At 69.8% G+C, this 24,877-nt stretch carries 25 protein-coding genes; 13 read left to right on the plus strand and 12 right to left on the minus strand.

What is annotated here, in order from left to right:
• The first annotated feature begins 491 nt into the window (after nucleotides 1–491).
• From tldD to FBZ90_RS04030, 4 genes are all read left to right on the plus strand, one after another.
• Nucleotides 492–1,925, plus strand: a complete 1,434-nt coding sequence (tldD, locus tag FBZ90_RS04015; RefSeq protein ID WP_145729733.1) for a metalloprotease TldD — start codon at nucleotides 492–494, stop codon at nucleotides 1,923–1,925.
• A 22-nt stretch (nucleotides 1,926–1,947) separates the two neighbouring features.
• Nucleotides 1,948–2,535 (plus strand): DUF5655 domain-containing protein, encoded by a 588-nt coding sequence (locus FBZ90_RS04020; protein ID WP_145729734.1) that lies wholly within the window; start codon nucleotides 1,948–1,950, stop codon nucleotides 2,533–2,535.
• Nucleotides 2,536–2,621: 86 nt separating this feature from the next.
• The gene (locus FBZ90_RS27745) at nucleotides 2,622–3,005 is read left to right on the plus strand and encodes a hypothetical protein (RefSeq protein ID WP_186455597.1); all 384 of its coding nucleotides are present in this window, start codon (nucleotides 2,622–2,624) and stop codon (nucleotides 3,003–3,005) included.
• 177 nt (nucleotides 3,006–3,182) lie between these two features.
• Entirely contained in the window at nucleotides 3,183–3,410 is a 228-nt protein-coding gene (locus FBZ90_RS04030) for a hypothetical protein (RefSeq protein WP_145729736.1), read from the plus strand.
• Nucleotides 3,411–3,508: 98 nt separating this feature from the next.
• Here FBZ90_RS04030 and FBZ90_RS04035 read toward each other — a convergent pair whose 3' ends face one another.
• Both FBZ90_RS04035 and FBZ90_RS04040 read right to left on the minus strand, forming a co-directional pair.
• A complete protein-coding gene (locus FBZ90_RS04035) occupies nucleotides 3,509–4,876 on the minus strand; it encodes a glutamate--cysteine ligase (RefSeq protein ID WP_145729737.1) in 1,368 nt (455 codons plus the stop codon).
• 116 nt (nucleotides 4,877–4,992) lie between these two features.
• On the minus strand, nucleotides 4,993–5,784 hold the full coding sequence (locus FBZ90_RS04040; protein ID WP_145729738.1) for a 16S rRNA (uracil(1498)-N(3))-methyltransferase: 792 nt from the start codon (nucleotides 5,782–5,784) through the stop codon (nucleotides 4,993–4,995).
• Nucleotides 5,785–5,977: 193 nt separating this feature from the next.
• Here FBZ90_RS04040 and ubiA point away from each other — a divergent pair, with 193 nt between their 5' ends.
• Genes ubiA through FBZ90_RS04055 form a run of 3 tightly spaced genes read left to right on the plus strand, consistent with a single transcriptional unit; the run spans nucleotide 5,978 to nucleotide 9,163 of the window.
• Nucleotides 5,978–6,919, plus strand: coding sequence for a 4-hydroxybenzoate octaprenyltransferase (gene ubiA, locus FBZ90_RS04045; RefSeq protein WP_145729739.1), 942 nt, complete (start codon nucleotides 5,978–5,980; stop codon nucleotides 6,917–6,919).
• Nucleotides 6,916–7,575, plus strand: coding sequence for a class I SAM-dependent methyltransferase (locus FBZ90_RS04050; protein WP_145729740.1), 660 nt, complete (start codon nucleotides 6,916–6,918; stop codon nucleotides 7,573–7,575). The genes ubiA and FBZ90_RS04050 overlap by 4 nt, the downstream gene beginning before the upstream one ends.
• Before the next feature lie 58 nt (nucleotides 7,576–7,633).
• Complete coding sequence (locus FBZ90_RS04055; protein WP_145729741.1) at nucleotides 7,634–9,163, plus strand: UbiD family decarboxylase; 1,530 nt, start codon at nucleotides 7,634–7,636, stop codon at nucleotides 9,161–9,163.
• On the opposite strand, the gene FBZ90_RS27750 is transcribed toward FBZ90_RS04055, so the two are convergent.
• Nucleotides 9,121–9,534: a hypothetical protein gene (locus FBZ90_RS27750; RefSeq protein ID WP_186455616.1), complete on the minus strand. Its 414-nt coding sequence runs from the start codon at nucleotides 9,532–9,534 to the stop codon at nucleotides 9,121–9,123. The genes FBZ90_RS04055 and FBZ90_RS27750 overlap by 43 nt on opposite strands.
• Here FBZ90_RS27750 and FBZ90_RS28785 point away from each other — a divergent pair.
• The gene (locus tag FBZ90_RS28785; RefSeq protein ID WP_145729743.1) at nucleotides 9,451–9,753 is read left to right on the plus strand and encodes a type II toxin-antitoxin system RelE/ParE family toxin; all 303 of its coding nucleotides are present in this window, start codon (nucleotides 9,451–9,453) and stop codon (nucleotides 9,751–9,753) included. The two genes, FBZ90_RS27750 and FBZ90_RS28785, sit on opposite strands and share 84 nt — an antisense overlap.
• Here FBZ90_RS28785 and FBZ90_RS04070 read toward each other — a convergent pair.
• Both FBZ90_RS04070 and FBZ90_RS04075 read right to left on the minus strand, forming a co-directional pair.
• Complete coding sequence (locus tag FBZ90_RS04070; protein WP_145729744.1) at nucleotides 9,750–10,508, minus strand: copper homeostasis protein CutC; 759 nt, start codon at nucleotides 10,506–10,508, stop codon at nucleotides 9,750–9,752. The genes FBZ90_RS28785 and FBZ90_RS04070 overlap by 4 nt on opposite strands.
• A gap of 17 nt (nucleotides 10,509–10,525) precedes the next feature.
• Entirely contained in the window at nucleotides 10,526–11,611 is a 1,086-nt protein-coding gene (locus FBZ90_RS04075) for an ROK family protein (protein WP_420872582.1), read from the minus strand.
• Between FBZ90_RS04075 and FBZ90_RS04080 the strand changes: the two genes are divergently transcribed.
• Nucleotides 11,580–12,566 (plus strand): LacI family DNA-binding transcriptional regulator, encoded by a 987-nt coding sequence (locus FBZ90_RS04080; RefSeq protein ID WP_211101902.1) that lies wholly within the window; start codon nucleotides 11,580–11,582, stop codon nucleotides 12,564–12,566. The two genes, FBZ90_RS04075 and FBZ90_RS04080, sit on opposite strands and share 32 nt — an antisense overlap.
• Here FBZ90_RS04080 and FBZ90_RS04085 read toward each other — a convergent pair whose 3' ends face one another.
• From FBZ90_RS04085 to FBZ90_RS04105, 5 genes are read right to left on the minus strand one after another with little or no spacing between them, the layout of a single operon-like run.
• Nucleotides 12,567–13,364 (minus strand): transporter substrate-binding domain-containing protein, encoded by a 798-nt coding sequence (locus FBZ90_RS04085; RefSeq protein WP_186455598.1) that lies wholly within the window; start codon nucleotides 13,362–13,364, stop codon nucleotides 12,567–12,569.
• 9 nt (nucleotides 13,365–13,373) lie between these two features.
• The gene (locus FBZ90_RS04090) at nucleotides 13,374–14,291 is read right to left on the minus strand and encodes an isoaspartyl peptidase/L-asparaginase (protein ID WP_145729746.1); all 918 of its coding nucleotides are present in this window, start codon (nucleotides 14,289–14,291) and stop codon (nucleotides 13,374–13,376) included.
• The gene (locus FBZ90_RS04095; protein ID WP_145729747.1) at nucleotides 14,288–15,067 is read right to left on the minus strand and encodes an amino acid ABC transporter ATP-binding protein; all 780 of its coding nucleotides are present in this window, start codon (nucleotides 15,065–15,067) and stop codon (nucleotides 14,288–14,290) included. Before FBZ90_RS04095 ends, FBZ90_RS04090 begins: the two co-directional genes overlap by 4 nt.
• Before the next feature lie 14 nt (nucleotides 15,068–15,081).
• Nucleotides 15,082–15,753: an amino acid ABC transporter permease gene (locus FBZ90_RS04100; RefSeq protein WP_145729748.1), complete on the minus strand. Its 672-nt coding sequence runs from the start codon at nucleotides 15,751–15,753 to the stop codon at nucleotides 15,082–15,084.
• Nucleotides 15,753–16,454: an amino acid ABC transporter permease gene (locus tag FBZ90_RS04105; protein ID WP_145729749.1), complete on the minus strand. Its 702-nt coding sequence runs from the start codon at nucleotides 16,452–16,454 to the stop codon at nucleotides 15,753–15,755. Before FBZ90_RS04105 ends, FBZ90_RS04100 begins: the two co-directional genes overlap by 1 nt.
• A gap of 483 nt (nucleotides 16,455–16,937) precedes the next feature.
• On the opposite strand from FBZ90_RS04105, the gene FBZ90_RS04110 reads away from it, so the two are divergent.
• Together FBZ90_RS04110 and FBZ90_RS04115 are read left to right on the plus strand one after the other, a co-directional pair.
• A complete protein-coding gene (locus FBZ90_RS04110; protein WP_145729750.1) occupies nucleotides 16,938–18,290 on the plus strand; it encodes a TldD/PmbA family protein in 1,353 nt (450 codons plus the stop codon).
• A 78-nt stretch (nucleotides 18,291–18,368) separates the two neighbouring features.
• The gene (locus FBZ90_RS04115) at nucleotides 18,369–19,376 is read left to right on the plus strand and encodes an alpha/beta hydrolase (protein WP_145729751.1); all 1,008 of its coding nucleotides are present in this window, start codon (nucleotides 18,369–18,371) and stop codon (nucleotides 19,374–19,376) included.
• Nucleotides 19,377–19,582: 206 nt separating this feature from the next.
• On the opposite strand, the gene FBZ90_RS28605 is transcribed toward FBZ90_RS04115, so the two are convergent.
• Nucleotides 19,583–20,287 carry an RT0821/Lpp0805 family surface protein gene (locus FBZ90_RS28605; RefSeq protein WP_145729752.1) on the minus strand — a complete coding sequence of 235 codons (705 nt, stop codon included), beginning with the start codon at nucleotides 20,285–20,287 and terminating at the stop codon, nucleotides 19,583–19,585.
• A gap of 215 nt (nucleotides 20,288–20,502) precedes the next feature.
• On the opposite strand from FBZ90_RS28605, the gene FBZ90_RS04125 reads away from it, so the two are divergent.
• Nucleotides 20,503–21,660, plus strand: coding sequence for a helix-turn-helix domain-containing protein (locus tag FBZ90_RS04125; RefSeq protein WP_145729753.1), 1,158 nt, complete (start codon nucleotides 20,503–20,505; stop codon nucleotides 21,658–21,660).
• Between the two features lie 45 nt (nucleotides 21,661–21,705).
• Complete coding sequence (locus FBZ90_RS04130) at nucleotides 21,706–22,605, plus strand: hypothetical protein (RefSeq protein ID WP_145729754.1); 900 nt, start codon at nucleotides 21,706–21,708, stop codon at nucleotides 22,603–22,605.
• On the opposite strand, the gene FBZ90_RS04135 is transcribed toward FBZ90_RS04130, so the two are convergent.
• Nucleotides 22,598–24,838, minus strand: a complete 2,241-nt coding sequence (locus FBZ90_RS04135; RefSeq protein WP_145729755.1) for a primosomal protein N' — start codon at nucleotides 24,836–24,838, stop codon at nucleotides 22,598–22,600. The genes FBZ90_RS04130 and FBZ90_RS04135 overlap by 8 nt on opposite strands.
• Nucleotides 24,839–24,877: the final 39 nt, after the last annotated feature.

Genomic DNA, 24,877 nt, shown 5'->3' on the forward strand with positions numbered 1-24,877 from the left:
TTCAGGCGCCAGCCAAAGCGCGGGATGCCGCCCCATCCTCCCGATTATTATGGGGCCCCGTCGTTATCGCCTGGGCCCTCCCCTCCCTCCCGTTGCGGCGGGCGGAGCGGAGATGGCGTTCGGCTATCGAGGCACCTGCCCGGGAGTTCAGACCCAGCATCGCAAGCCTTCCCTATGGCTAAGGAACACCTGCATCATGGCAGACCATACCGTCCCCAATCCTTGACGTAAAGCGGACAACGCGTCCCAGCCGACACCGTTGGGCGTACAGGGCCACCGGCCGAACCCGCCAAGGTGGCGCGGCCGGGCGTCGCCGCCATGGTCTTGGAACGGCACCGCGAATCGCGCGCAGCGCCTTTCCCCTGGCGATGGCGGCACCGGCACGCCATGTTAAGAGGGACACGCCCACCTGGGGCATTGGCCCGTCGCCCTTTTGCCCGCTGCGCTTTTGGCCACTGGCCCTTTTGCCCGCTGTTTGGAGTTCCTGACCCATGAGCCTGCTCGCCCAGACCGACGATCTGTTCTTCACCCGTGCGGGGCTGGACCGCGCGCGCACCGAATCGATCGTCGCCGACGCGCTGAATGGCGGCGACGACGGCGAGCTGTTCCTGGAATACGCGCAGTCCGAAGGCGTCTTCTGGGATGACGGCAAGCTCAAGAGCGCCTCGTTCGACACCACCCAGGGCTTCGGCCTGCGCTCCGTCGCCGGCGAGACCACCGGCTTCGCCCACGCCTCCACCCTATCGGAGGACGCGCTGAAGCGCGCCGCCGCCACCGTGCGCACGGTCCAGGCCGGCCACGGCGGCACCTACGCCGAGCCGCCGGTGGGCACCAACCGCGCCCTGTACGCCGCCGACAACCCGCTGGCCCTGGTGCCGTTCGAGGCCAAGGTGAAGCTGCTGGCTGACATCGACGCCTACGCCCGGGGCCGCGACCCCCGCGTCCGCCAGGTCAGCGCCAGCCTGAGCGGCGAGTGGCAGGCGGTGCAGATCATCCGCGCCGACGGCCACCGCGTGGCCGATGTCCGGCCGCTGGTGCGACTCAACGTCTCCGTCGTCGTGGGCGAAGGCGACCGTATGGAGGCCGGCAGCTTCGGCGCCGGTGGTCGCGTCGCCTATGAGCGGTACATGCAGCCGGAAACCTGGCGCCGCCATGTGGACGAGGCCCTGCGCCAGGCGCTGGTGAACCTGGCGGCCATCCCGGCCCCGGCGGGGGAAATGCCCGTGGTGCTGGGGCCGGGCTGGTGCGGCGTGCTGCTGCACGAGGCCATCGGCCATGGGCTGGAGGGCGACTTCAACCGCAAGGCCACGTCCGCCTTCTCCTCCCTGATCGGCCAGCGGGTGGCCGCCCCCGGTGTCACCGTGGTGGACGACGGCACCCTGGAAGGCCGCCGCGGCTCCATCACCGTGGATGACGAGGGGACGCCCAGCCAGTGCAACACCCTGATCGAGGACGGCATCCTGGTCGGCTACATGCAGGATCGCATGAACGCCCGCCTAATGGGGGTTAAGCCCACCGGCAACGGCCGCCGCCAGGGCTTCAGCAGCGTGCCCATGCCGCGCATGACCAACACCATGATGCGCTCCGGCGACCGCACGAAGGAGGAGATCCTGGCCTCGGTGAAGCGCGGGCTGTACGCCGTGAACTTCGGCGGCGGCCAGGTGGACATCGTCTCGGGCAAGTTCGTCTTCTCCGCCTCTGAAGCCTATCTGATCGAGGACGGCAAGATCGGCCCCTCGGTCAAGGGCGCCACGCTGATCGGCAACGGCCCAGACGCCCTGACCAAGGTCACCATGATCGGCGATGACAGCTGCCTGGACGAGGGCATCGGCGTCTGCGGCAAGCAGGGGCAGAGCGTGCCGGTGGGCGTGGGCCAGCCCACCCTGCGAATCGACGGCCTGACCGTCGGCGGTACGGCGGCCTGATCCAGGCAAACGGGAAGCGGCCATGGGTAAGAGCCCGGACGAGATGATGGCCGCCATCCTGCGCAACCTGCCGGCCAAGACCGGCCGGGATGCGGATGCGTGGGCGGCGCTGATCAAGGCCGAGGGGCTGGTGGAACCCAAGGCCTGCGCCCGCTGGCTGAAAGAAATCCACGGCTTGGGCGGCGCCACCGCCCAGGTGCTGGCGGCCCACACCCTGGGGGGCATTCATGCCCTGCCCCCGGCCCAACGCCTGGACAAGCTCTATGAAGGGCGGGAAGGCTTGCGCCCCATCGGCGACCGCCTGACCGCCCTGGCCCAAGGCCTGGGCGCGGAGGTCACCAGCACCGTCCTGTCCACGATGATCTCCTTCAGCGCGGGTCTGAAGTTCGCGGAGGCGAAGCCGGTCGGCAAGGGGCGGATCGACCTGGGCCTGGCGCTGGGACGCGATCCGGGTCCCATGACCTCCACGCCCCTGATCCCGGTGAAGACGGCGGACGCCAGCGACCGCATCACCTATCGCGTCCCCCTGACCTCGGTCGACGCCATCACCGGCGACGTGGCCGACTGGCTGTCGCGCGCCCACGCCCGGACACGCGGCTGCGGGCCCTGAGGTCGCGCCCCTAAGGACACAACGGCGACAGCGGGCCCCATCCTCACCCGTGTAAGGGCGACACAGGTGAGCAGGGAGCACCCGCCATGGGCAAGCGTTTGGTTCCGTCGTTTCTGATCATGATCGCGCTGGCGACGCCCGCCATCGGGGCCACGGCCCAAGACGCGACCTCCCAGGCCCCCGCGACCCCGGACCCTGCCTCCTCGGCCCCAGCGGCCTCTGAGCCAGCCGCCTCCAACCCAACAAAGGAGCAGGCGGCGCCCCCCTCTCAGACCGCCGCCCCAGCGGATGCAACGGCAACGGCCGCCCCGGAGTCGGCGAACAATCCGCCAGCGCAGAAGCCGGTCAAGAAACACTGCCCCACCACGGGCAGCCGGCTGGGGGGCGACTGCCAGGCAGGCGTGCAGGCGGACCCGCGCCAGGTGCTGGAGAACCGCACCAACCCCTCAGGCATGCTGCCGCCCCATTGAGGTTTTTGCACGCATTCACCCTTTTTGGAGGCGCTGGCCGGCCGGATGCGTGACGCGCGGAGCTCCCTCAAATGGAGTGCTCGCCTTGCAACGCTTGGGGTTAAGATACGGCTTGCCCACACGACCACAGCGCGCATTATTCCGTTTGTTACCGCTCACAAAACAAACGGAGGCTTCATGCGTCATCATCCGCTTTTGCTGGCCGCTTTCTCCCTGCCCCTGTTGACCGCGGGCTGCCAGAGTGAGCCCGCCGCTGACCAGACCGCCAACGCGGCCCCGAAAGCCGCGCAGACACAGTGCGTGAACACGGGCAGCCGGCTGGCCCGCAACTGCAACGATGTCAGCCACGCCGACCCGAAGGACCTGCTGAACCGTCCGATGACCGGCAAGACCCCCGGCTCCTGAGGCCCCTCGCCAGACGCGGCTGAAAAGTGCGCGAAGTTAGGGAGGAATCCCGGCCCACCCAGGCCGGGAGTAAGCCAAGGTCCGTCAACGGACCAGCCTCAGTAAGCGTACTCGGCGTAAACGCGGTCGATATCGCCGCCCCATTCCCCATTGAACTTGTTCAGGAGCTCAGTGGCCGGCGAGACGCCGCTGTCCACGATCTCCTGCAGCGCATCCAGGAAGTGGCTTTCGTTGTCGCCCATGCCCGCCATGCGCGCCCGGCCGTCCAGGCCGGCGCGGGAAATGGCGACCGTCTGGCGCGCCAGATCCAGCACCGTGCCACCGCGGAACGGCGTGTCGAGGCCCAGACGCGGCACGTTGTTGCGCAACTGCGCCCGCTCCTCCTCCGTCCAGTCCTTGATCAGGTCCCAGGCGGCGTCCAGCGCCGTGGTGTCGTACAGCAGGCCCACCCACAGGGCCGGCAAGGCGCACAGGCGGCGCCACGGTCCACCGTCGGCGCCGCGCATTTCCAGGAAGCGCTTCAGCCGCACCTCCGGGAACAGGGTGGTCAGGTGGTCCACCCAATCGGTGATCAGCGGCCGCTCACCCGGCAGGGCCGGCAGTTCCCCGCGCAGGAAGGCACGGAAATCCTGGCCCGAGGCGTCGATGTACTGGCCATCACGATAGACGAAGTACATGGGCACGCCCAGGGCGTGATCGGCGTAGCGCTCGAAGCCGAAGCCGTCCTCGAACACGAAGGGCAGGTCGCCGCAGCGGTCGGGATCGGTGTCCGTCCACACATGGCTGCGCAGGCTCTGGAAGCCGTTGGGCTTGCCCTCCTTGAAGGGGCTGTTGGCGAACAGCGCCGTGGCGATGGGCTGAAGCGCCAGGCTGACCCGGAACTTCTTCACCATGTCGGCTTCGGAGCTGAAGTCCAGGTTGACCTGCACGGTGGACGTGCGGGTCATCATGTCCAGGCCCATGGTGCCCTTCTTGGGCATGTAGTCGCGCATGATGCGGTAGCGGCCCTTGGGCATCCAGGGGATGTCCTCCCGCGCCCACTTCGGGTTGAAGCCCAAGCCGATCATGCCGATGCCCAGGTCCGCGCCGATGGCCCGCACCTGGGCCAGATGCTCCGACACCTCGCCACAGGTCTGGTGGATGGTGCTGAGCGGCGCGCCCGACAGCTCGAACTGGCCGCCCGGCTCCAGCGTGATGCTGGCCTGTCCCCTGGTCAGGGCGATGATGTTGTCGCCCTCCTTCACCGGGGTCCAGTCATACCGCGACGCCATCTCGGTCAGGATGCGGCCGATGCCCTGCTCCCCCTCATAGGGTAGCGGGCGGTTGTCGCCCAGGCGGAAGGCGAACTTTTCATGCTCGGTGCCGATGCGCCAGGCATCCGCCGGCTTGCAGCCCTGTTCCAGGTATTCGACCAACTCGCGGCGGTCGGTGACGGGGGTACCCGGGCTCTTCGGCGGCGCAGACATCTGGTCGGTCCTTCTTCACAAGGCTTGGGTTCACAAGGCACGGGCTAGGGGCACAAGGCGGAACGGCGGGGGTGATGATGGCGGCGCCACCGCCGAACCATATCGCCGAACCATACTCAGCGGAACGGCGGGCGCGCGTCCTGCCCCGGGGCGGATGTCCAGTCGCCGGCCAGCGCCTGCCAAAGGGCAAGCACGACGAAGGCGGCCGTGTCCGCCCGCAGAATGCGGGGACCCAGTCCTACCGGGACAACAAAAGGTGTTTTGGCGAGCCGGTCAAGCTCACCGGGATGGAGGCCCCCCTCCGGTCCCACAAGGAACGCCGCCTTGCCCCCTGCCGCAGTAGCCGCCGTCACAGCCGCGGCCAGGGGCTGGGCCGCCCCCGTTTCCGCCGCCACGAACAGCGGACGGTCCCGGGTGGCGGGATTGTCGGGCCAGGCGTCCAGCACGTCGTCCAGATCGGCCAGCGGATCGACCACCGGCACGGACAGGCGCTCACACTGTTCCGCCGCCTCCACCGCGTTGGCGCGCAGCCGGTCCAGGTTGACGCGGGGCACGTCGCCCCGGCGGGTCAACACCGGGCACAGGCGGGCGACGCCCAGCTCCGTGGCCTTTTCCACCACATATTCCGTGCGCCCGCCCTTCAGCGGCGCGAACAGCAGCCACACGTCCGGGCACGGCGCCGGCGGGCGCGTCCGCTCCAGCACGGCGACGGTGCCGCCGGACTTGGTGAGGGTGGCGATTTCCGCCAGCCATTCCCCGCCCGCCTCGTTGAAGACCAGCAGCCGGTCCCCCGGCGCCTGGCGCAGCACACCCCGCAGGTAGTGCGCCTGGTCGCCCGACAGCCCGGCCGCCTGGCCAGCCGCCAGGGGCGTGTCGAGATGCAGGCGGGTGCGGGGACGATCAGCCATGGGTGTCAATCGCGGGAATGGAGAAAGTAGACGGAACGAGTACGGACTAGATGCGGAACATTCGTCCTTTTGTCCATTCTACCATTTAACACTCAAGCATTTTTCATGGGTCTGCCCAGCCGCCGGACAGGTGACCGGCCCGCCGGTTCCCGCTAAGGTCCCGCCGACCGACCCGAAGCCGAGGCCCCACGCCATGCCCAGCGAGACCAGCGAAACCCTAGGCGCCGGCCATACCGACATCCGGCGGGGCAATTGGGTGGACCGATACCTGCCGGCCCCGGCGCGGCCCTATGCGCGCCTGGCGCGGCTGGACCGGCCCATCGGCACCTGGCTGCTGCTGCTGCCCAGCTGGTGGTCCATCGCGCTGGCCGTCCAGCCGGGGCACGCGCCGGACCTGGGACTGATGGTTCTGTTCGCCATCGGCGCCGTGGTCATGCGCGGGGCCGGCTGCACCATCAACGATATCCTGGACCGGAAGTTCGACGCGCTGGTGGAACGCACCCGCGTGCGGCCCATCCCCAGCGGCGCCGTCAGCGTGCCCCAGGCCATCGCCTTCCTGATCGCCCAATGCCTGGTGGGCCTGGGCGTTCTGGTACAGATGAACGGCGCCACCATCGCGCTGGGCGCGGCCTCCCTGGTCCTTGTGGCGGCCTATCCCCTGATGAAGCGCATCACCTGGTGGCCTCAGGCCTTCCTGGGCCTGACCTTCAACTGGGGGGCGCTGCTGGGCTGGATGGCGGTGCGGGTGGACCTCGCCTGGCCGCCGGTCCTGCTCTACGCCGGCGGCATCCTGTGGACCCTGGGCTATGACACCATCTACGCCCACCAGGACCGGGAGGACGATGTGAAGGTGGGCGTGAAGTCCACCGCGCTGCGCCTGGGGGCGGCGTCCAAGCGCTGGATCCTGGGCTTCTACGCCGGCGCCACGGCGCTGTGGGTGGCGGCAGTGGCCGCCGCCGGCATCCACCCCCTGGCCTATCTGGGCGTGGGCGCCACCGGCGCCCTGCTGCTGCGCCAGGCCTGGCAGTGGCGGCCCGACGATCCCGCCGACAGCCTGGCCGCCTTCAAGGCCGCGCGCATCGCCGGCTGGGTGCTGCTGGGCAGCATCATCCTGGGCATGGCGGGCGCGTCTTGAACGGCGGCCCGGTGGACCGTCCCGCCTTCATCCGCGCCAACACGGCGCCCGAGGCCCCGGCCCTGGTGCCGGAGCTGACCCTGCTGACCGCGACCGAGATCACGCCCCTGTGGCTGGCGACGGAGGAGACGCTGGCCGCCAAGGACCTACCGCCGCCCTTCTGGGCCTTCCCCTGGGCCGGCGGCCAGGCGGTGGCCCGTCACGTGCTTGACCATCCGGAACTGGTGCGCGGCCGCCGCGTCCTGGACTTCGCCGCCGGGTCCGGCTTGATCGCCATCGCGGCGGCCAAGGCCGGCGCCGCCAGTGTCACCGCCGTCGAGATCGACGCCTACGCCATCGCCGCCATCGCGCTGAACGCCCAGTTGAACGGCGTGTCCGTGACGGCGGAGGAGCGCGACGTGGTGGGCCAGCCCCTGGCGGACATCGACGTGGTGCTGGTGGGCGACGTCTGTTACGAGAAGCCGATGGCCGAGCGGGTCATGGCCTGGCTGCGCGCCCTGGCCGGCGATGGCCTGGTGATCCTGATGGGGGATCCCGGCCGTACATACCTGCCGAAGGACGGCCTGGTCCCCCTGGCGACCTATCGCGTGCCCACGACGCTGGAGCTGGAGGACCGCACCCACCGCGACAGCGTCGTCTGGCGGGTGGAGGCTTGACCTGGCGGGGCCGCATCCGCTCCCTTAACCCCTGTTTCCCTACCCTGGACGTTTCCCCATGCCCTACGCCTCCCTGCGTGAGTTCATCGACCGGCTGGAACAGTCGGGCCGCCTGGTGCGGGTCAAGACCCCGGTGTCCACCGTGCTGGAGATGACCGAAATCCAGACCCGGCTGCTGGCCGAGGGCGGCCCCGCCGTGATCTTCGAGAACGTGACCAAGGCGGACGGCACCCGGTCGGAGATGCCGGTGCTGATCAACCTGTTCGGCACGGTGGAGCGGGTGGCCTGGGGCATGGACCGCGAGCCGCACGAGCTGCGCGAGGTGGGGGAGACGCTGGCCTTCCTGAAGCAGCCGGAACCGCCGCGCGGCCTGCGCGACGCGTGGGAGATGCTGCCCCTGGTCAAGACGGTCATGGCGATGCGCCCGCGCACGGTGGGCAGCGCCCCGTGCCAGGAGGTGGTGCTGACCGGCGACCAGATCGACCTGGGCCGCCTGCCCATCCAGAGCTGCTGGCCCGGTGAGCCCGGCCCCCTGATCACCTGGCCCCTGGTGGTGACCCAGGGCCCCACCGCCAACGACCGGGACGGCATGGCGGAAGACCGCTTCAACCTGGGCATCTACCGCATGCAGGTGCTGGGGCGCGACCGCACCATCATGCGCTGGCTGAAGCACCGTGGCGGGGCGCAGCACCATCACCGCTGGAAGGCCGCCGGCAAGCGGGAGCCGCTGCCCGCCGCCGTGGTGCTGGGCGCCGACCCCGGCACCATCCTGGCCGCCGTGACCCCGGTGCCCGAGACACTGTCGGAATACCAGTTCGCCGGCATGCTGCGCGGCAAGAAGGTCGACCTGGTGGACTGCAAGACCGTGCCCCTGAAGGTGCCGGCCCAGGCCGAGATCATCCTGGAAGGCTATGTCTCGCTGGACGAATACGCCGACGAGGGCCCCTACGGCGACCACACCGGCTATTACAATTCGGTGGAGAAGTTCCCCGTCTTCCAGGTCACGGCCATCACCATGCGCCGCGACCCCATCTATCTCTCCACCTTCACCGGCCGGCCGCCGGACGAGCCCTCGGTCCTGGGGGAGTCCCTGAACGAGGTCTTCATCCCCCTGCTGCGCCAGCAGTTCCCGGAGATCATCGATTTCTGGCTGCCGCCGGAGGGGTGTTCCTACCGCATCGCCGTGGTGTCCATGCGCAAGGCTTATCCAGGCCACGCCAAGCGGGTGATGATGGGCGTTTGGTCCTTCCTGCGGCAGTTCATGTACACCAAGTGGGTGATCGTCGTGGACGACGACATCAACGCCCGCGACTGGAAGGACGTGATGTGGGCGGTATCCACCCGCATGGACCCGGCCCGCGACATCACCGTCATCGAGGGCACGCCCATCGACTATCTGGACTTCGCCAGCCCCGAGTCCGGGTTGGGCGGCAAGGTCGGCCTCGACGCCACCAACAAGCTGCCCCCCGAAACCCACCGCGAATGGGGCGAGAAGATCGCCATGGACGCCAAGACGGTGGAGGAGGTCAGCCGCAAATGGGCCAGCTACGGCCTGCCGGGCAGTGGCAAGCCGATCTGGCGGAAGTGAGGCTTGCTCTGGCGTGGCGGCCGCACGTCGCATATGCTGTGGGCATGGCTGAAACCGTCATCCGTACGACCGTCGACAAGCTGTCGGACGAACTTGCGCCCTTCGCCGGCAACCGCCGCGTCGAAGTAAGGGTCATTGACGCCACGGAAGAGGAAGCGGAAGCCCATGTCCGGGCGCTGTTGATCGACCGAATGAACGATGATCAGCCCGGCGTTCCGGCTGAAACCGTCTTCAGCGACGCGCGGGCTCGGGTTCTGGCAAAAATGAAAGCCCAAAATCGTTAATCGATGCGGCGCGTCATTTTTCATCCGCGCGCCCGGCGCGACTTCGATGAAATAGTCGACTTCATTTCCGAAGACAATCCCGCCCAAGCCTTATCTTTCATCGATGATCTGGAAGATGCGTGTAGAAGACGGGCTCAGTTCCCGAAAGCCGGCAAACGATGTGATCACATCGCCCCTGGCCTTCTTCGCTTCCCCTATAAAAACTACGTCATCTACTATCGCACGAAGACAAACGGGATTATCGAGATCATCCATGTTCTTCACAGCGCTCGTGGCCACGAAAGCATCATGCGGAATGAGGGCTAGGGCCACTGATCCGCTTCGATATCCCGGATCGCCGCCGCCAGCCACATGACCGTGGCCGCGTCCGTCTCGCGGGCACCGGGCTGGACGAAGCCGAAGTGCAGCAGATGCTCATCCACCACCGCCGGGGCCATGCCGCAGGAGGCATGGACCTCGGTCACGCCGGTCTGGCGGATGAGGTCCACGGCGTTGTCGGCGTTCACGCCGCTGCCGGCCATGATGCTGATGCGGCCCTGGGCGTGTTCCACCAGGTCGGCGATGGTCTCAACCCCCTCGACCGCCGAGCGGGCGCCGCCGGAAGTGAGCACCCGCTCGAACCCCAGCTCGATGGCGATGTCCAGCGCCTCGATGGGGTCGGGGGTCAGGTCGATGGCGCGGTGCAGGGTCAGGCCCAGGCCGCCGGCCCGGTCCACCAGGATGGACAGCGCCGCCGCGTCCAGTTCGCCGTTGGGCAGGCTGGCGCCCAGCACCACGCCCGGCAGGCCCAGGGCCCGCGCCGTATCTATGTCGTCGCCCATGACGTCCAGGTCGGACGGGCCATAGACGAAGTCGCCGGGCCGGGGGCGGATCATGGCGTAGGCGGGCTTGCCGCAGGCCGCCGCCAGGGCCATCAGCCCGCGGGACGGGGTCAGGCCGCCCACCACCAGCGCGGCGCACAGTTCCAGCCGGTCGGCCCCGCCCTTGACGGCGGCGGCCACCCCGGCCGGGCTGTCCACGCACACTTCCAGCCGCACGCGATTCGTCTCCACCCGCGTCATCCCCGCATTCCCCTTCTTCAAGCCCTGTTCGAGTCCAACCATTGGGCGCCCAGGATGGCGGCGCCCAGCATGCCGGCGGCCCCACCCAGGGCCGTGGGCACCAACAGCGGACCGTTGGTGCGCCGCAGGATACGGGCCCGCACGGCCCGGTCCAACGCCGAAACCAGGGCGGCGTCCGACGACAGCCCGCCCCCCACCGGCACCAGGCCGGGACCAATCGCGTTCACCACCACCGCCAGGGGATCCGCCACCAGGTCGACATAGATCTCCATGGTCCGCATGGCCGCGGGCTCACCCGCCGCCCAGGCCGCCGTCAGCGCCTGGCTGTCCCGCCGGACGCCATGCAGGGCCTGGTGCAGACGCTCCAGCCCGCGCGCGCCGCCGATGGTGTCAACACAGCCCGCATGGCCGCAGCCGCAGGGCAGGCGCGGCAGGGTGACGGGCGGATCGCCCGCGATATGCTTCACCACCGGGCCGTGGCCCCACTCCCCCGCCCCCGGCACCAGGCGGCCGTCCACCACCAGGCCGCCGCCCACGCCCGTGCCCAGGATGATGCCGAACACGACATCCTGGCCGCGCCCGGCGCCTACCATCGCCTCCGCCAGGACGAAGCAGGCGGCGTCGTTGCCCACCACCACCGGCCGGCCCAACGCCGCGGCCAGGTCGGCCACCAGGGGCGTGCCGGTCAGGCAGGGGATGTTGGCGCAACTGGCCAGGCCCGTGGCGGGGTCGATGCCGCCGGCCAGCGCCAGGGCCACCGGGGCGGCGGCGACAGGGGCGGCGGGACCGGGCGCCTGGGCCAGCAGGTCCGCCAGCGCCTGGATGAAGGCGGCGCGGTCATGGGCCGGAGTGGGCACCCGGCCCACGCGGGTGACGGCACCCGTCACCGCGACATCCGTATGGGCTGTCCCCAGGGAAATGTATGACCCGCCGATATCGAAACAGTATATCAAGATTTGAAATCTTCTTTCACCGTGGCACCCGGTTTTATAGGAAACCGGCTGCGCGTTACCAGTGCCGGAAAGGGATGGGGAGGTCGTGGCTGGGATGGATGGGACCGGGACTGACAAATTGGGGGCGCCCCTGCCGACCAACCCCACCATCAGCGACGTGGCCCAGCGGGCCGGGGTATCGCGGGCGGTGGCGTCCCGGGCCCTGTCGGATGAACAGCGCCCGGTCTCGGCGGAAAAGAAGGCGCGCGTGCTGCAAGCGGCGCAGGAACTGGGCTTCCGCCCCAACCTGCTGGCCCGCAGCCTGACCACCAAAAGCGTCAATCTGGTGGCCGTCGTCGTCAACCACATCCACGACCTGAGCGACCTGGACCTGTTCGACCCCCTGCTGGCGGCGGTGCAGAACACGGGCAAGCAGGTGATCTTCGTCCGCGTCGGGTCCAGCGACCGGGTGGAGTCCTTCCTGCGCACCGGGGTCGCCTATCATGTCGACGCGGCCATCGTCTTTTCCGACTTCGCCGACGCCGCCACCGTCCGCACCCTGTTCCGCAGCGAGCTGGTGCTGATGCTGAACGGCCGGCACGACCCGGAATCGCCCGCCGTCATCCCGGATGAACGGGTGGGCATCGCCGAGGCGGTGGCCCATGCCGCCGCCCAGGGGGTCAGGACGGCCGCCCTGGTGACGGGGCGCCCCACCTCCGTCCTGGAACAGGCGCGCATCCGGCTGTATCACGCGGCGCTGGCCGCCCACGGCATCCGCCTGACCGCCAGCCTGCAAGGCGACTATTCCTATGCCAGCGGGCACAAGGCGGGGGAGGAGCTGGCCCAGGCGCCCCGGCCGGACGCCATCTTCTGCACCTCCGACGCCATGGCCATGGGCGTGCTGGACCGGCTGCGGGGGGACTTCCCCGGCGGGCGCGCCACGACAACCCGGCTGTACGGCTTCGACAATCTGTCGCTGACGGATTTCGACGCCTATCCCATCTCGTCCATCGGCTTCGACAAACAGGCCTATGTGGCGGCGGTCATCGCCGTGCTGACCGGGGCCGCCACCGGCCCCTGGCCCCTGACCCTGCCCACGCGCTTCCATCCCCGGCTGACCGGCTGATCAGCCCGCCGGGGGGGCGGCCGACAGCGCGGGCACGGCCGCGTCCTTGCCCCACCATTTGCGGTAGTTGGCCTGGTACGCGCCGGAGGTGATGTAGTCGGCGACGAAGCCGTTGAGCCAGCGCAGGAAGTCCGGATCGCCTTGGGCCAGACCGATGGCGATGGGGGCGTTGGAATAAAGGTCGGGCAGCGTCTTCAGGGCGGGGTTGGTGCTGGCCAGGTAATCCATCATGGACGAATCCTCGATGCCGGCGTCCACCCGCCGCTGCACCAGCAGCAGCACGCCATCGGGCGCGAAGGTGTCGGTGAACACCAGCCTCGCCCCCGGCACCGCCTGGCGCAGGAAGGCCTCACCCGTCGTGCCCCGGCCCACCACCACCTTCTTGCCGGCCAGGTCCGACAGCTGGTTGATACCCGCACTCTTTTGCGCGATGACGCGCAGGCCGACACGGTTATAGGGGATGGTGAAGGCGATGGTCTTGGCCCGTTCCGGCGTGGCCGTCAGGTTGGCCACCGCCACGTCGATCTGGCCCGACACCAGCATGCTGACCCGGGCGTCACCGGAAACGTCGGTGAACTCCACCGTCACGCCCAGCTTGTCCGCCAGCCGCTTGGCCACGTCCACGTCATAGCCGGCCGGAGCGTTGCGGTCATCGCGGAAGCCGACGGGCTCCCCGCCCAGGGACACGCCCACGCGCAGCACCCCGCGCTGACGGATATCCTCCAGCTTGCCCGCCCAGGCGGGAAGGGGAAGGGCAAGGAGAAGGGCGGCGAGCGCGGGCAGGAACTTACGCAGCATGGGGGCTCCTCAGACGGTGCGGGCGACCCGCTCCTCAGGCGCGGACAGCGAGGGGTCCCAGTACCAATAGCGGATGGCGGGACCGCAGCGGAAGCTGACCACCTCGTGATTGCCGTGGGCGTCCAGGGCATGGATGACCACGCCGGCCAGGAAGCCCTCGCGCAAGGTTGCCAAGTCCGCGACGGCCATGTCCACCGCCTCGGTCAGGGTCTTGCCCAATTGCAGGGCCAGCACGATGGCGCGGGCCGTGCCGCAACGCACGGTCATCTCACCCGTATGGGTGCAGGCGGCGGCGCCATAGCGGCTGTCGGCGTAGAAGCCGGCGCCGGCGATGGGCGAGTCGCCCAGGCGCCCCGGGTATTTCCAGGCCCAGCCCGATGTGCTGGTGGCGGCGTGCAGGCCGCCGGCGGAATCCTGGCCCAGGAAGACCGTGGTGTCGCGCACCCGCTCGGGGTCGGTGATGGCGCGGCTCAAGGGCGCCAGCGGGATGTTGGGGAAGGCCGCCAGGTCCTGGGGCGGCAGTTCCTTTTCCAGCCGGTCCCACCACACCCGGCGCGAATCCTCCAGCAGGGTCGGTTCCGCCGTGAAGCCGCACTCCAGGGCGAAGCGGCGGGCGCCGTCGCCGGTCAGCAGCGTGTGCGGCAGGCGCCGCATGACCTGCAGGGCCACGGCGCTGGCCGGCACGATGTCCCGCAGGGCGCCGACGGCGCCCACCTGACGGGTGGTGCCGTCCATGACGCCGGCGTCGAACTCCATCTCACCCAGCATATTGGGCCAGCCGCCATAGCCCACGCTGCGCACGGTCACCTCCCGTTCCACGTGCGCGATGCCGGCGACCAGCGGGCCCGGCCCCCCTTCCCCGGCCTTCAGGCGGTCGACGGTGGTCTGGAATCCGGGCCAGGCTTCGGAATTGGCGATCAGGATCATACGGTTACCTCGGCGCCGGCCACCGTGTTCGATGGCGCCATCTTGGACAGGAATTGTCGGATGCGCGGGTGGGCCAGGCCCCCGTCATCCGCGAAGAACCGGGCCGTGGGCAGGTCGACGATCAGCCGCCCCTGGTCCAGGAAGACGATGCGGGTGGAAATGCGCCGGGCGAATTCCACCTCGTGCGTCACGAACAGCATGGTGGTGCCCCCATCCCCCATTTGCCGGCCGGCCAGCCGGCCCAGGATGGCCAGCACCTCCGCCGTCATCTCCGGATCCAGGGCGCTGGTCACCTCATCCAGCAGCAGGTAGCGCGGGTTCATGGCCAGGGCGCGGCAGATGCCCACCCGCTGGCGCTGGCCACCCGAGAGCTGCGCTGGATAAGCGTCGGCCTTGCCCGCCAGCCCGACGCTGGCCAGCAGGGCCTGGGCCTCCGCCTCCACCTCGGCGCGGGGGCGCTTCAGCACCACCTCCGGCGCCAGGGTGACGTTCCGCAGCACCGTCATGTGGGGATAGAGGTTGAACAGCTGGAACACCGTGGCGGACAGGCGTCGGGCCTGGGCCAGTTGCCGGGGATCGGCCACGTCCAGCCCGTCCACGGTGATGCGCCCGCCGTCCAGCCGTTCCAGCCCGTTGATGCAGCGGATCAGGGTGCTTTTGCCTGAGCCGCTGGAGCCCAGGATGGTCACCACCTCGCCCGGCGCCACCGCCAGGCTGACGCCGTCCAGCACCGTCTGGGCACCGAAACGCTTGACCACCCCCTCCACCGCGATCATTCGGACTATCCCCCTCAAAGCTCCAGCGGGGCGGCGTGGGCGCGCAGCCGCCGCTCCCATCGATTGCCCAACAGCGTCAGCGTCTTGGCCGCCGCGAAATACAAGGCGCCCACCATGGTCCACACGGCGAAGGGCCGCAGCGTGCGCAGGTTCAGGATGTCGCCGGCCTTGGTCAGGTCCATGACCCCGATGACGGAAACCAGCGACGTCACCTGAAGCTGGTTGACCGCCAGGCCCACCAGGGGCGCCACGGCGAAGGCAGCCGCCTGGGGCGCCAGGATGTGCCGCACCACCTGCATCCGGGTGAAGCCGAAGGTGCGCGCCGCCTCCACCTGGTCGCGGCCCACGGCGTCCAGGCCGGCGACGGCGATGAAATAGACGAAGGCCGCCGTGTTGGCCGACAAGGTCAGCCCTGCGGCGGACAGGGGCGCCAGGGGCTGGTGGATCAGCGCCGGGATGCCGAAGAAGACCAGGAACAGCTGCACCAGGACGGGGGAGTTGCGCAGCAGCTCCAACCCCGCATGCAGGATGGGCGACAGCGCCGGCACCCGGAAATGGCGCACCACGGCCGCGCCCGAGCCCAGGACCAGGCCAATGAGGAAGGTGCCCGCGAACAGGCCCAGGCTGACGCCCAGGCCCTGAGCCAGCAAGGCACCGTCGTGCCAGGTGAAGCCGGCGTGCCGCATCAGGCGCCCTTCCCCGCTACTTCAGAACCCGCCACACCGGGGCTCGCCACCATGTGCCGGTTCAAGTGCCGGTGCAGGGCCGCGATGCCCAGTGACACGGCGTAGGTCAGCACGGCGTAGGCCACGAGCAGGAAGGCGTAGACCTCGAACGGGCGATAGGTTTCGGCCGCCACCCCCCGGGCCGTGCCCGTGACCTCATCCAAGGTGATCATGGACAGGATGGAGGAGCTGAGCACCAGGTTGACGAAGACGGACCCCAGGGGCCGGATGGCGGCGCGCAGGGCGATGGGCAGGACGATGCGGCGGATGATGTCCAGGCGTGGCAGGCCGCCGACCCGCGCGGCCTCAACCACCCCGGGGTCGATCGCCAGGATGCCGCTGCGTACCACGTCGCCGCCATAGGCGCCGCCCACCAGGCTGAGCGCCAGCACGCCGGTCCAGAAGGCGTCGATGTAAACGCCAATCTCCGGCAGGCCGTAATAGAGGAAGAAGACCTGGACCACGAAGGGGACGTTGCGAAAGACGTCGACGTAGAGCCACGCCAGCCGCTGCGCCCATCCCCGGCCTGCCGTCGCCAGACCCAGAACCGTGGCCAGGCCGAACGCGCCCGCGATGCCCAGCGCGCAAACCTCGGCCGTCAGCAGGGCGCCCGCCAGCAGCGGCTCCAGGTGGGGGGTCAGCACCGTGAGGTCGAAGGACAAGGACGATCCCTGTTCGGTGAAATCGGTTTCAGTTGCATATACAACTACCGCGTTTTTTTGCGGTTATCACGGAAATTGTCTGCTGCCGGCGACGGAAAATAAAAGAGGGCCGCGGAGTTGGCACCCGCGGCCCTGCAAGGTAGATGGACTACTTCCGGGAACGAAACCCGAAAGGTGACCGAACGAACCGGGGCGGCAGATCCCCGGATGGTCCATCCGGCCGACCGAACGCGCCAGGCGGGGCAGCCTTCGCGCATTGGCTCGGGCACCCTAGCCCCGGTCGGTAACAGACGGATGTCGGCCTTTGATAGGTGAAGAAACAGATCGTTGCAATTGTGCCTCCTGTTACCGTTCAGAAACATTCCACCCCAATCCAACGTCAGGCTTCCCCCTCGCCCCCCAGGACTGGCAAGCTGGCCCCCTGATGGCCCGGCGGGATCACCCCGGCGGCGCCCGTATCCGAAGCCTGGAGCCGACGCCCCCATGCCTCCCCTGCCCCCTGACGCCACCGCCGCCGGCATCCTGGACGACCTGTTGACCCTGGCGCGCAAGGCCGGCGCCGACGCCGCCGACGCCCTGCTGGTCGACAGCGCCGCCATGTCCATGAGCCAGCGCCTGGGCAAGCCGGAGGAGGTGCAGCGCGCCGAATCGGGTGACCTGGGCCTGCGCGTCTTCGTGGGCAAGCGCCAGGCCATCGTCTCTTCCACCGACCGCAGCCCCACCCTGCTGAAGGAGCTGGCGGAACGGGCCGTGGCCATGGCCCGCCTGGTGCCGGAGGATGATTTCTGCGGCCTGGCCGACCCTGACAGCCTGGCCCGCGACTGGCCCGACCTCGACCTGTGCGATTCCGCGGAACCGGTGGCGGAGGATCTGCTGGCCCAGATCGCGGAACTGGAGGAGACGGCGCTGGCCGTGCCCGGCGTCAGCAATTCCGAGGGGGCGGACGCCAGCTGGTCGCGCTCCACCGTCACGCTGGCGGCCAGCAACGGCTTTTCCGGCGGCTACAGCGTCAGCCGGCGCAGCCTGTCCGTTTCCGTCCTGGCGGGCAGCGGCACGGGCATGGAGCGGGACTACGACTATCATTCCGCGGTCTATGCCGGTGACCTGGACTCGCCTGCCACCATCGGCCGCCGCGCCGGGGAGCGGGTGGTGGCCCGCCTGAACCCGCGCAAGGTCGCGACCCAGGCGGTGCCCGTGGTGTTCGACCCGCGGGTGGCCGGCGGCCTGGTCAGCCACCTGACCGGTGCCATCTCCGGCGCCGCCATCGCGCGCGGCACCAGTTTCCTGAAGGACAAGATGGGCCAGGCGGTGTTCGCGCCCAGCATCACCATCGTGGACGACCCGCATATCCGCCGGGGCCTGCGCTCCAAGCCCTTCGATGCGGAGGGGCAGGCGAACAAGCGCCGCAACCTGATCGACGGCGGCGTGCTGACCACGTGGCTGCTGGACTGCCGCTCCGCCCGCCAGCTGGGCCTGGCCTCCACCGGCCACGCCTCGCGGGGCACCGGCGGCCCCCCTGGCCCCAGCGCCACCAACGTCTATCTCATGCCGGGAGAGGAGACGCCGGAACAGCTGCTCGCCGACATCCGCCAGGGCTTTTACGTCACCTCGCTCATGGGCAGCGGCGTCAACGGCATCACCGGCGATTACAGCCGGGGCGCCTCGGGCTTCTGGATCGAGGATGGCAAGATCGCCTACCCGGTGGCCGAGATCACCATCGCCGGCAACCTCAAGGACATGTACCTGACCTTGCGGCCCGCCAACGACCTGGAGTTCCGCCACGGCGTGGACAGCCCCACCCTGCGGGTGGAAGGCATGACGGTGGCCGGCACCTGAGGCGGGCTGGTTATCCCGTCCGCCCTCGGCTAAGTTACCGGTAACAGGAACGAACCCGCCTTGAGGGAGGCAGCCCCCATGACCTTCACCCTGAACCGCCGGGGCCTGGCCCTGGCCGCGTTGGCTGGTGCCGCCTTGGCCGGAACCGCGAAAGCCGAGGGCACGTCCGCCGCCGACCTCGTGCGGCTGTCGCGCCAGCGCCGCGATCCCGATGTCGTGCTGCCCGTGTGGCCCGGCACCCCGCCGGGCGGCGAGGGCCTGGCGGTCAAGGATTTGGTCATCGACCATGGCCCCGTGGGCGGCCCGCCCGACCGTTCGGCGGACGGGGTCGCCATGCCGACCCTGGCCTTCTTCCGCAGCGCCAGCCCCGGCCCCCGCGCCACCATCCTGGTCATTCCCGGCGGCGGCTACACCAACGTCTGGTTCGACAAGGAAGGCTATGAGATCGCCCGCTGGCTGAATACCACTGGCGTGCATGCCGCCGTCCTGACCTACCGCCTGCCGGCGGAGGGATGGAAGAACGGCCCCGACGTGCCGCTGCAGGACGCGCAGCGCGCCATGCGTCTGCTGCGCCACAAGGCCAAGGCCTGGGCGGTGGATGGCGGCCGCATCGGCATCATCGGTTTTTCCGCCGGCGGCCACCTCGCCGCCAGCCTGCTCACCCGCCATGACGCCGCCGTCTATTCGGCCGTGGATGAGGCCGACACCCTGCCGGCCGGCCCGCAGCTGGCCTGCCTGGCCTATCCCGTCATCTCGATGGACGAGTCGCTGACCCACGCCGGGTCGCGGCAGCATCTGCTGGGCAACGCGCCCACCGCCGCCCAGGTGACCGCCTATTCACCGGACCAGACGGTGCGCGCCGGCACCTGCCCCACCTTCCTGTTCCACGCCGCCGATGACGGCGCCGTGCCGGTGGGCAACAGCCTGGCGATGTTCCAGGCCCTGCGCCGCCAGAACGTGGCGACGGAAATGCACATCTTCGAATCCGGCGGCCACGGCTTCGCCCTGCGCGAGATCCCCGGCCGCCCCGCCGAACCCTGGCCGGAGCTCTACCACCGCTGGCTCGGCCGGCATGGTTTTGTGTGAATTTTAGGGCTGTCTCTGGCCGGCTTGGCTTCCGCGCCTTGGCGCGCGGCGGCAGTCGCCGACGATACCAAGGAGCGATGTATGGGAATCATCGCCCCTTGGTATTAGAGTGTGATCGCTTCAGGTGGTATCACCTGAAGCGTGAATCACACGACAAACCAAATACTTAATTTCTTCCCGACGATTCTATTCGAGTCGGAAAGACATTAATTCACGATCTTCCACTGGCCGTCGGGCTGGCGGCAGGCGGTGCCGGTCACGTTCTGACGGCGGCCGCCCACCACGGCGACGCTCTGGTATTCGCGGCAATAGGTGTCGGATGATTCCTGCCAGGTCTTGACCGGGGTCATCTGATAGCGGGCGCCGTTGTCGGGGTTGTTCCAGACGATCTGCTGGCCGTCCGGCGCCTTTTCCATCGCCTGGGCGAAGCAGCCCTCGTCACTCTGGTCCATGCTGTTGAAGGCCGCGTTGCCGGCCAGGGCGCCCAGCAGCACGCCGGCGCCGGTCATGGCGGCCTTGCCGCCGCCGTGGCCGAACTGCGAGCCGGCCAAGCCACCCAGCAGCGCGCCCACCAGCGTGCCGACGTTCAGGCCCACCGTCCCCCGGTCGCAGCGCCCCTGGTCGATACCGACATCGGTGGCATAGAACTCCCGGTAATGGGGGGAACGGTGATCGACATAGCGGGGCGGCGGGCCCCGGTGGTCGTCGCGCCAATCCCCCCGGTGATCGTCGCGCCAGCGGTCGTCATCCCGGCGGTCATCGCCGCGATGGTCGTCATGCCAATCCCGATCCTGGTAGCGATAGCCCGACGCCTCCGCCCACGGCGGCGGATCAGCCCACGCCGGCAGGGTGGCGCCCAGGGCGACGACGGCGGTCGCGGCGGCGGCGATGAGACGGGAAGCGCGCTTCATGATGGCCTTCGATTTCTTCCGATGCTCGGGCGGCGCGGGTTCCCTGGGCAAGGGACGCGCCACCGGATAGGGGGTCTACCAGCGGCATTATGCCGCCGATCATGGCGACCTTGGGGCAGTCGCCGCCGGGCCGCCATCTGTGCTTCCGGTGTAGGTGAAGTGGCTGGCGTTTCGGGTGGCCGGCGGAATGTTTTAGACTGTTCGTCGGAGGGGTCATGATCCGCTTCGGTCCCTGGAGCACCATGTTGGGCATGGCCGCCGGTTTTGGCGCCGTGGTGGCGGTGCTGTTGTTGGCGTCGCCCGGCAACCGCGTGGCGAACCGCCTGCTGGCGGCCCTGCTGGGCGTGGCCGTGCTGCGGCTGATGCCCTATGTCCTGGGCTTCGCCGGCTTCTACGACGCCTTTCCCTGGCTGTCCTTCGCCCCCTTCAATCTGGGCCTCGCCACCGGCCCGCTGCTCTATTTGTATGTCCGGCGCCTGGTGGAGCCCCGGCTGCCGCGCGGCTGGGCCTGGCACCTCGCGCCCGCCGCCTTGACCCTGGCCTACACCACCTGGGCCTTCGCCCTGCCGCTGGCGGAGAAGATGCGCTGGAACGATACCGTCCATGTGCGGTGGATAGCCCCGGTGCAGACCTGGGCAACCACCCTGTCGCTGGCGGCGTACCTTGTGGTCACCGCCCTGTTCCACCGCCGCTATCAAGCCTGGCTGGCCGGCGCGGTCGGCAACCCGGCGGACCACCACCAGCCCTGGCTGCGCACCCTGCTGGCGGCCCTGGCGCTGTGGCTGCTGGTGGCGGTGGCCTTCGACGCGGTGGACGGCCTGCTGGCCCCCCTCAGCTATTATGACCGCTTCCCCCAGTATCTGGCGTTCGCCGCCATCATCCTGGGCCTGGGGCTGGAGGGCTGGCGCCATGCCGGTACCGCGTTCCCCGTCATGACCGCCAGCTCCCCGCCGGAATCGGTGTCGGCCCCGGCGCGGGACCGTGACTGGACGGCCCAGGCGGGGCGCTGGCGCGACACCATACGCGAAGCGGGTTGGTGGCGGGAGCCCGGCCTGACCCTGGCCCAGGTGGCCCAGCGCCTGGGCACCAACGAGACCTATCTGTCGCGCGCCCTCAACCAGGGCCTGGGCCGCACCTTCAGCGCCCTGGTGAACGGCCTGCGGGTGGAGGCAGTGCAGGCCCGCCTGCCGACGACCGAACCGGGGGAGCTGCTGACCCTGGCGCTGGACTGCGGCTTCGCCTCGAAGGCCAGCTTTAACCGCGTGTTCCGGGACCACACGGGGATGAGTCCCAGCGCCTGGCGCGCGGCTCAAAAGACGGAAAGTCGCGGATTTACGGGGAATGAGGCGACGGCGGATGGGGATGCGGCCTAGCTGAGGCGGCGCGCCGGGTGGTCCGGCGCCCATTTGAGGAAGCCAATGCGCCCGCACCGCCTTCTCACCCCCCTGCTGCTGGCTGCAGCCCTGTGCCGGTCGCCGCTGGCCGACGCCCAGACGTCGAATGACGCGCCCCTGCCCTTTCGCTTCGCGCTGGTGGAGGGGCGGATGATCGTCCTATCCAACGACGGGCAGCCGGGGGCGCCGCCGTCGGGATCGGAGGTCACCGCCATCAACGGCGAACCCGTGCCCATGACCCTATCCGGGCTGGGCCTGGCCGCCGCCCCGGCGGACCGCTGGCCGGCCCCCGGTGGCGCGCCCGACCGCTGGTCCATCCAATGGAAACGCTTGGGCGACAGCCGGCTGACACAGTCCGACCTGGCACCGGCCACCGCCCCAATACCGCCAGCCGGTTCCGACGCGAACAATCGATCCATTTCCACGGTGATCGACCTGGTCCGCGGCATGGACCGCCTCGGTCAGGAGACGCCGGCGGATGCGGTGCGCCTTGGCACGGCATTGGCCGGCGCCTGGGTCGGCACGCTGGACTATCGGGATTATGGCAACGACCGCCGCGTCATCCTGCCGACACGGTTGACCGCCACCGGCGGGCCGGTTCCCGTACTGGCCTTCACCTTCGATGACGGGCCGGGCAAGACCGTCCGCTCCCGCGAGTCCTGGTCCCTGGACCCGACGGCCTGGTGTATCGCGGAAACCACCAGCCACTGCTATCGCGTGGTGACGTTCCACGCCGGCCCGGGGCCCGGCGACGTGACCTTGGTGGCCGACGGCACGGGTGAGGAAAATGGGGAAGCGGTGGCCTCGCGTCTGATCCTGGCCCGGCGCGGGGACACGCTGAGCTTCAGCACCCTCACCGCCCGGCCCGGCCATCCGCTGCTGATGCGCCACGCCTATTGGCTGAGCCGGGTTCCCCCTACATGAAGCTGTAGGGGTCCACGTCCACCTGCACCCGCAGGGCGGCCGGGATGGGCACGGCGGCCAGCCAGGATTGCAGCAGCGGCTGCACCGCCACCCCGCGCGCCGTCTTCAGCAGCAGGCGGCGCCGGTGCCGGCCCCTCAGCAGGGCCAGGGGGGCCGGGGCAGGACCCAGGACCAGCACGTCGTCCCCCTGCGGCGCGGCGCGGGCCAGGTCGCGGGCCAGCTTGTCCACCTGGCGCTCATCCTCGCCCGAGACGATCAGCGCCGCCAGCCGGCCATAGGGCGGCAGGTCCATGGCCCGGCGCTGGTCCGCCTCCGCCGCCAGGAAGGCGTCGCGGTCATGGGCGGCCAGCGCCTGCATCACCGGATGTTCCGGCATATGGGTTTGCAGGAAGACGCGGCCCGGCCGGCTTTCGCGGCCGGCGCGGCCCGCCACCTGGTGCAGCATCTGGAAGGTGCGCTCCGCCGCGCGCAGGTCGCCGCCGCCCAGCCCCAGGTCGCCGTCCACCACCCCCACCAGGGTCAGCATGGGGAAATGGTGGCCCTTGGCCATCACCTGGGTGCCGATCAGGATGTCGACCTTGTGGGCCCGCACCTCCTCGATCACCGTCTGGATGGCGTGGGGCCCGACCAGGGTGTCGCTGGTCATCAGCGCCACCCGCGCGTCGGGGAACAGTTGCGCCACCTCTTCCGCCACCCGCTCCACCCCCGGGCCGCAGGCGACGAAGGAATGCTCCGCCTCGCAGGACGGGCAGGTTTCCGGCAGCCGGTCGGTGTAGCCGCAATGGTGGCATTGCAGGCGGCGGCTGAGGCGGTGCTCCACCAGCCAGGCGGTGCAGTTGGGGCATTGCAGGCGGAAGCCGCAACTGCGACACAGGGTCAGCGGCGCATAGCCCCGGCGGTTCAGGAACAGCATGCCCTGCTCCCCCGCCGCCAGCGTCTCGGCCATCGCCTCCGTCAGGATGGGGGACAGCCAATGGCGGGCCGGCGGCCGGCTGTCGGGGCGGCGCAGGTCGATCAGCGTGACCTCGGGCAGGCTGGCGCCACCGTGACGGGCCGGCAGGTCGATGCGGCCGTAGCGCCCCGTCTCCGCGTTGGTCAGCGTCTCCAGCGAAGGGGTGGCGCTGACCAGGGCCACCGGGATGCCACCAAGGAAAGCGCGCGCCACCGCCATGTCACGGGCGTGGTAGATGACGCCGTCCTCCTGCTTGAAAGCAGCCTCATGCTCCTCATCCACCACGATCAGGCCCAGGTCGGGATAGGGCAGGAACAGGGCGGAGCGGGCGCCCACCACCACCGGCGCCTCGCCATTGGCGATGGAGCGCCAGGCGGCGCGGCGGTGGGCGCCGGCCAGATCGGAATGCCATTCCACCGGCCGCACGCCGAACCGCCGGGCGAAGCGGTCCAGCCACTGGCTGGACAGGGCGATTTCCGGCAGCAGCACCAGGGCTTGGCGCCCCTGTTTCAGGCAGGCGGCGATGGCCTCGAAATACACCTCCGTCTTGCCGGATCCCGTGACGCCATCCACCAGGGTGGCGGAATAGCGATGGTCGTTCACGGCGGCGCGCAGGGCATCGGCCGCCGCCGCCTGGTCGGGCGACAGCGCTGGGCCCGGCATGTCGGCGTCGGGGATGGGCGGGCGCGGCTGGGCGCGCAGGGCCACCGGTGTCAGCAGGCCCGATTCGGCTAGGCCCCGGATCACGCCGATGCCGCAGGCGGCGTCGCGCGCCAGGTCGGCGGGGGTGCGGGGGGGCCCGTCCTCCTCCATCAGCGCCAGCACGCGGCGGCGCGCGTCCGTCATCTTGAAGCCGGGCGGGGGCCCCTCGCCCGATGGCAGATAGGCCAGCATCTGCTTGGGGTCCTCCAGCGCCGCCGAGACGCTGACCGCCATGCGCAGCACGGAACCGGGCGCCGACAGGGTGTAGGCCGCCACCCAGTCGACGAAGCGGCGTGACACCTCGGGCATGGGTGGCAGGTCGAAGCGGCGGATGACCGGCTTCAATCGGTTGGCCGCCACGCCCGCCTCCCAATTGTCCCCTGGCCCACCCACGGCCCAGACCACGCCGAAGACGTGGCGGGGGCCCAGCGGCACCTCGACATAGGCGCCGGCCTCCAACTCCATGTCGTCGGGCACGCGGTAGTCGTAAGGGCTGGCAAGCGGCAAGGGCAGCAGGACGCGCACCCGCCGCACCGGTGGGGCCGCCGTCTCCATCCCGCTTGCCGTCAACAGATCCATGATCCTGCTGTTACCACCGGGCGCCCCCTGGGCGCCACT

Origin of the sequence: Nitrospirillum pindoramense, assembly GCF_007827955.1 — a bacterium.
Classification (GTDB): Bacteria; Pseudomonadota; Alphaproteobacteria; order Azospirillales; family Azospirillaceae; genus Nitrospirillum; species Nitrospirillum amazonense_B.

What these genes read in the sequence shown, in the direction of transcription:
- tldD (WP_145729733.1), top strand. Translation starts at nt 492, where the DNA reads ATGAGCCTGCTCGCCCAGACCGACGATCTGTTCTTCACCCGTGCGGGG.
- FBZ90_RS04020 (WP_145729734.1), top strand. Translation starts at nt 1,948, where the DNA reads ATGGGTAAGAGCCCGGACGAGATGATGGCCGCCATCCTGCGCAACCTG.
- FBZ90_RS27745 (WP_186455597.1), top strand. Translation starts at nt 2,622, where the DNA reads ATGGGCAAGCGTTTGGTTCCGTCGTTTCTGATCATGATCGCGCTGGCG.
- FBZ90_RS04030 (WP_145729736.1), top strand. Translation starts at nt 3,183, where the DNA reads ATGCGTCATCATCCGCTTTTGCTGGCCGCTTTCTCCCTGCCCCTGTTG.
- FBZ90_RS04035 (WP_145729737.1), bottom strand. Translation starts at nt 4,876, where the DNA reads ATGTCTGCGCCGCCGAAGAGCCCGGGTACCCCCGTCACCGACCGCCGC.
- FBZ90_RS04040 (WP_145729738.1), bottom strand. Translation starts at nt 5,784, where the DNA reads ATGGCTGATCGTCCCCGCACCCGCCTGCATCTCGACACGCCCCTGGCG.
- ubiA (WP_145729739.1), top strand. Translation starts at nt 5,978, where the DNA reads ATGCCCAGCGAGACCAGCGAAACCCTAGGCGCCGGCCATACCGACATC.
- FBZ90_RS04055 (WP_145729741.1), top strand. Translation starts at nt 7,634, where the DNA reads ATGCCCTACGCCTCCCTGCGTGAGTTCATCGACCGGCTGGAACAGTCG.
- FBZ90_RS28785 (WP_145729743.1), top strand. Translation starts at nt 9,451, where the DNA reads ATGCGGCGCGTCATTTTTCATCCGCGCGCCCGGCGCGACTTCGATGAA.
- FBZ90_RS04070 (WP_145729744.1), bottom strand. Translation starts at nt 10,508, where the DNA reads ATGACGCGGGTGGAGACGAATCGCGTGCGGCTGGAAGTGTGCGTGGAC.
- FBZ90_RS04075 (WP_420872582.1), bottom strand. Translation starts at nt 11,611, where the DNA reads ATGGTGGGGTTGGTCGGCAGGGGCGCCCCCAATTTGTCAGTCCCGGTC.
- FBZ90_RS04085 (WP_186455598.1), bottom strand. Translation starts at nt 13,364, where the DNA reads ATGCTGCGTAAGTTCCTGCCCGCGCTCGCCGCCCTTCTCCTTGCCCTT.
- FBZ90_RS04090 (WP_145729746.1), bottom strand. Translation starts at nt 14,291, where the DNA reads ATGATCCTGATCGCCAATTCCGAAGCCTGGCCCGGATTCCAGACCACC.
- FBZ90_RS04095 (WP_145729747.1), bottom strand. Translation starts at nt 15,067, where the DNA reads ATGATCGCGGTGGAGGGGGTGGTCAAGCGTTTCGGTGCCCAGACGGTG.
- FBZ90_RS04100 (WP_145729748.1), bottom strand. Translation starts at nt 15,753, where the DNA reads ATGCGGCACGCCGGCTTCACCTGGCACGACGGTGCCTTGCTGGCTCAG.
- FBZ90_RS04110 (WP_145729750.1), top strand. Translation starts at nt 16,938, where the DNA reads ATGCCTCCCCTGCCCCCTGACGCCACCGCCGCCGGCATCCTGGACGAC.
- FBZ90_RS04115 (WP_145729751.1), top strand. Translation starts at nt 18,369, where the DNA reads ATGACCTTCACCCTGAACCGCCGGGGCCTGGCCCTGGCCGCGTTGGCT.
- FBZ90_RS28605 (WP_145729752.1), bottom strand. Translation starts at nt 20,287, where the DNA reads ATGAAGCGCGCTTCCCGTCTCATCGCCGCCGCCGCGACCGCCGTCGTC.
- FBZ90_RS04125 (WP_145729753.1), top strand. Translation starts at nt 20,503, where the DNA reads ATGATCCGCTTCGGTCCCTGGAGCACCATGTTGGGCATGGCCGCCGGT.
- FBZ90_RS04130 (WP_145729754.1), top strand. Translation starts at nt 21,706, where the DNA reads ATGCGCCCGCACCGCCTTCTCACCCCCCTGCTGCTGGCTGCAGCCCTG.
- FBZ90_RS04135 (WP_145729755.1), bottom strand. Translation starts at nt 24,838, where the DNA reads ATGGATCTGTTGACGGCAAGCGGGATGGAGACGGCGGCCCCACCGGTG.